This is a genomic window from Kamptonema animale CS-326 (genome assembly GCF_028330895.1).
Lineage (GTDB): Bacteria > Cyanobacteriota > Cyanobacteriia > Cyanobacteriales > Microcoleaceae > Kamptonema > Kamptonema formosum.
Genome location: NZ_JAQMUA010000428.1, coordinates 1 through 3650 on the forward strand (window position 1 = coordinate 1; position 3650 = coordinate 3650).

The 3650-nt window shown below is 44.7% G+C and carries 3 protein-coding genes; 2 read left to right on the top strand and 1 reads right to left on the bottom strand.

The features are described 5' to 3' along the window. Positions 1-184: 184 nt before the first annotated feature. Positions 185-1207, bottom strand: coding sequence for a tetratricopeptide repeat protein (locus PN499_RS25045; RefSeq protein WP_272035643.1), 1023 nt, complete (start codon positions 1205-1207; stop codon positions 185-187). A gap of 240 nt (positions 1208-1447) precedes the next feature. Between PN499_RS25045 and deoC the strand changes: the two genes are divergently transcribed. Both deoC and recO read left to right on the top strand, forming a co-directional pair. Next, positions 1448-2131, top strand: coding sequence for a deoxyribose-phosphate aldolase (deoC, locus tag PN499_RS25050; RefSeq protein WP_272035645.1), 684 nt, complete (start codon positions 1448-1450; stop codon positions 2129-2131). A gap of 510 nt (positions 2132-2641) precedes the next feature. After that, entirely contained in the window at positions 2642-3562 is a 921-nt protein-coding gene (gene recO, locus PN499_RS25055; RefSeq protein WP_272035648.1) for a DNA repair protein RecO, read from the top strand. Positions 3563-3650: the final 88 nt, after the last annotated feature.

Sequence of the window (3650 nt, forward strand, 5' to 3'; positions counted from 1 at the left end):
CCCATCCTCCCCTCCGATTAATTAAAAGTTAAAAATTAAAAATTAAAAATTAAATCTCACAATTTTTAATTTTGCATTTTTTTTAATTTTGCATTTTTAATTTTTAATTGATTAAGTTGCTCCCCCATCTCCCCTATCCTCCCCATCTCCCTCTCTTTCCCTAGTCCCTAGTCCCTAGCTATATTTAACCTTCCAGCAGCGAGTCAAACCGTTCTTCAGCGCTGATCGCCTGAAAATCCAACTCACTTAAAGCTAACTGCCGATAAACATCAGGAGCAAATTTTATAGCTTGTTCCAAATTGTCAATTGCCAATTCCGAATAGCCAAGCCGCGCATAACAACAAGCTTTGTTGTAAAAAGCATCCGCAAAAGTGCTATGAATTTCTAGAGCTTTGCTGTAGCAATCTATTGCGTCCCAGTAATAACCGTTTTCCGCTAAGTTTACAGCTCGGTTGTACCAACTCAAATAATCATTCCCTAGCAAATCAACTTCTGTTTTTGCAGTGTTATTCCCTTGAGCTAAGCCGCCTAATTTTCCCCAAGCGAGTCCCCGTTCGTACCAAGCCTCGTCATAGTTAGGCTGAAGATCCAAGGCTCGATTAAAATTAATAATTGCCTTCTGATAATAACCTAGTCCCTTGAGTGCAAGACCTCGGTTATACCAAGCTCTAGCATCATCGGGCTTGAACTCGATCGCTCTCTCAAAACTATTGAGCGCTTTTTCATAGTATTTTAGGTGCAATAGCGCTTTACCTTGGTTGTACCACGCCCAACTAGCGTCTGGTTGCAATTGTAGACAGCGCTTAAAGCAGGCGATCGCTTTGTCACAGCGCCCTAAATGAATCAGCGTTAGTGCTCGATTATGCCAAATATTCGCGGCGTTGGGATTGAATTCTAGTGCTCTGTCAAAGCTGTTTAGAGCTTCTTCATGCCGATCTAAATTGCCCAAGGCGATCGCGCGGTTGTGCCAGCCAAAACTCGCGTTCGGTCGAAATCCCAGAGCCCGATCGAAACTGGTTAGTGCTTCCTGATGTCGTTCCAAATTCCCCAGCGCCATACCCCGCCCGAACCAACATTTGTAGTCGTCTGGCTGTAATTTGAGCGCTCGGTCAAAGCTGGTAAGGGCTTCATCGTTGTTGTTCGCTTCCAGGTGACGCGATCCGAGATGGTAAAACCACGCTGCTTCCATGTTGTGAATTAGGTTCATAACTTTAACATCTATCTTAAGAATGATTCTATCTCCAAAGATCTATAAAATTAAACCGTAATTTCACTGAGAAGGGAAGGATTTTCCAAATTAGTTGCTGTACCTCAGCATTAAAATTATTTGTAACGCCGCCCTCTAGGCGGTAAAGTCACCGCCGGGACAGCGGCGTTACTGCGAGCGTAAGTCCGAGCAAAAAATGAACTATGCTAAGGGTGTAAGTCTACGCGCGATCGCCATTTAATGACAGCAATCCAATCAGACATTGACATTGCCCCATTTATCGACCACGCCCTGCTCAATCCGGCTGCTACGCCAGAGCAGTTGACAAAGTGCTGCGAAGAAGCAGATCGATTTCAGTTCGCCACAGTCTGCGTATATCCCTTCTACGTGCGTGAAGCGGCGATTCTTCTACACGGTAAACACCCTAAAGTCTGTAGTGTAATTGCCTTTCCTACGGGAGCAACAACCTCAGCAGCCAAACTCTACGAAGCCCAAGAAGCCGCAGAAAATGGAGCTGCTGAACTCGATGTTGTCATCAATTTAGGTTTATTAAAAGCTGGAAAAACAGACGAATTACACCGCGATATTGCCGAAATTTGCGATGAAACTGGCTTAATTGTCAAGGCAATTTTAGAAACAGCGCTACTTACTGAAGCGGAGAAGCGACTGGCGGCCGAGATTTGTATGGATGCGGGTGTTACCTATCTGAAAACTAATACTGGTTTTTATGGCGGGGCTACAGTTGCAGATGTGAGTCTGCTGGATGAACTTGGGAAAGGGCGCGTGGGTATTAAAGCATCAGGAGGAATTCGTACTTACGAGCAAGCTGTAGATTTAATTGTGGCGGGTGCGACTCGTTTGGGGACTTCTCGCGGGCCTGATTTAATTCGCGATCGTAATAAGCAGTTAACACTGAATAGTTAATGTCGGTAGACATAATTATTAAGTCGGTCAAAATTATTAGTTGTTGCCTTTCTCAACTTTCTCCACAAGTGAACTCCACCTAAGCTCAAAAAGGCCAACAATACGCAAAGAAACCGGGTTTCTCAGAAAAATCTAAGATTCTCAACGAGATATCTACCAAGAAACCCGGTTTCTGGCCTCAACGTGCGATCGCCATACGCAAAGAAACCGGGTTTCTCAGCAAAATCTAAGCTTATCAACGAGATATCTACCAAGAAACCCGGTTTTTCGCCTCAACGTGCGATCGCCATACGCAAAGAAACCGGGTTTCTCAGCAAAATCTAAGCTTATCAACGAGATATCTACCAAGAAACCCGGTTTCTAGCCTCAACGTGCGATCGCAGCTCCCCACACCCTACAATAAATTAAAAGAGCAACGAACGACGAACAACTAACAATTAACAATTAACAACTAACAATTAACAACTAACAATTAACAACTAACAATTAACAATTAACAATTAAGAATTAATGAATCGAACTTACAAAGCAACTGGAATTAATCTCAAAAGTATGCCTATGGGCGAGCATGACCGATTGCTAACGATTTTAACGCGAGAATTTGGCTTAATTCGAGCCGTAGCGCCCGGAGTTCGCAAACAGCGATCGCACTTAGGCGGGAGAAGCGAATTATTTGTAGTTAACGAATTACTAATTGCCAAAGGGCGATCGCTCGATAAAATTACCCAAGCAGAGACAATAGAATCATACTCAGGACTGAGCAGAGACTTAGGAAAACTAGCATCAGGTCAATATCTCGCAGAATTGGTACTAACTCAAGCCCTTTCCGAGCAACCTCAAGAAGAATTGTTTAGCCTGCTCAACGAACACCTCAGCCGCCTAGAGCGTTTACCCCGCAAAACTGACAGCAAAACAGTTGTCGCTCATCTAGCGCACGGCATTTTTCATCTACTAGCATTAGGAGGAATAGCCCCCCAAGTGCAAGTCTGCGGAATCACCCAGCGCCCCCTGAACCCCAATTTTACCGATCCAGACTGGCAAGTGGGATTTAGTATCTCCGATGGAGGAACCATTAGTTTATCTGAATTAGCTAGTTTAGAAATAAAGCAACAAGGGAATGAGAGTATAGAAAAAGAATTATCAGAAAACTCCCCCCGCGTTCTGCCCGTACCAGAGCGCTTACGAGCCCGCTATCTGCAAACTACCCAAGGGCGATCGCGCCGACAAAGTACCAAAATCAACGCAGCGGAATTAGCCATTCTCCAGCAGCTAGCTTTGCCTGAGCTTCCTGAATCTAGCTATTTCTCCGATTCTGGCAACTGGGCCGCCGTCGAACGCCTGTTGCGCCAATACGCCCAATATCACTTAGGTTGCTCCATCCTCTCTGCGGCATTGATCGATACTTACGTAGAAACCGAAAATTACGTTTGAAGATGCTAGCGACGTAAGACAATTAAAAATAGTAGGACTTATCCAAAACTATCTGTAACGCCGCCATCCTGGCGGTCAAGATACCGCC